The 1,199-nt window shown below is 58.9% G+C and carries 1 protein-coding gene; it reads right to left on the bottom strand.

Features of this window, described 5'->3' with window-relative positions; genetic code table 11:
* Positions 1-2: 2 nt before the first annotated feature.
* Positions 3-1,115, bottom strand: a complete 1,113-nt coding sequence (locus HW554_RS20195; protein WP_176910331.1) for an IS4 family transposase — start codon at positions 1,113-1,115, stop codon at positions 3-5.
* Positions 1,116-1,199: the final 84 nt, after the last annotated feature.

Below are 1,199 nucleotides of genomic sequence, written 5' to 3' on the forward strand. Positions count from 1 at the left end.
CTCTACCCTACTATTTTGGTGGGTTGTCCACGAGCAAGATAGCGACTAAATACATCCAGTAGATTCAGAATTTTGCGTGCCAGCGGCTGGTCAGGGGCCGTATGTGGCCGGGTGAGTTGGCGCAACAGATTCAGGCCGTGCCGACTCAGGCTGGTGGCCCGGTAGCCGTGATTTTTGCGGGCAATGGGTTTGATTTTCGCGTTGGCCACCGTGCCCACGCCCAGGCACAGCGCGTAGGCCAGGCTGACCAGCGCCACGAGCTTGCGTAGCTTACGGTGGCAGCGTAAATGCGTAGCCTCCAGGTTAAAACCGCGGCCCTTCAGGTTCTGAAAGCACTGCTCAATCGTCCAGCGTTTGGCGTAGAGCTGGTCCATGTAGGCCAGTCCCACGTTGCCAAACAGGAACAAAAACTCGTTATCGGCCAGCGCTTTGACCCAGACCTGGCCCCAGACCCCATCGACCTGGCAGTGGGTGAAGCGGCGCACCTGCCCGGGGGCCAGGCCCAGGTCGTCAACGGCCTGCCGCTGGCCGCCGGGATGGGTGAGCAAGTGGTGTTTGGGCAGGCGCATAACAAAGTTCAAGCCGTTGGCCTTGAGCCATTTCAGCCACTGGTGGCCCACGAATTCGCGGTCCCCCAGCACCAACCCGATGCGGTGTTTGCCCAGCACCTGGACGCAGAGTTGCAGCAGGGCAATGCGGTCGGCAGCGCTGGAATTGCCGCTCCGGTTGTCGAGCAGTTCCCAGTACAGGGGCAACTGCAACTCGCCCCGGCCGACGGTAATAAGCAGGATGTTGACCTGGCAGCGGCCGAAATCCCATTCGGTGCGGTCCAGGCATAAGCGCAACTTGCCCGTGGTCGGCAGCAAGCTCAACAGCAAGTGGGCCAGCAGCCGATAATCCAGGTCGGTTTGGCGGAAAAAGTCCTGAATGCGGGTTTCGTTCGAGGCGGGCTTGACGGCGTCGTTCAGGTGCTGGGCTACCTCACAGAACTGCACATTACGGCTTTTGAGTAAACCAATAACGAACTGAGCGATAAACTTTTGGCGCGACAAATGGCGCACAAACGGCACCTGTCGCAAAAGCGTAGTAAGTTTGGCGCTGAGGCATTGCTTCACGGGGCAGAACGGGTTTGGATGGTGTAGGAACCCCAAAGGTCGGACTGCCCCGTTTTATGCCGCAATATTTAGTAGGGTAGAGTA

The sequence above is a fragment of the Hymenobacter lapidiphilus genome (assembly GCF_013377885.1).
Classification (GTDB): domain Bacteria; phylum Bacteroidota; class Bacteroidia; order Cytophagales; family Hymenobacteraceae; genus Hymenobacter; species Hymenobacter lapidiphilus.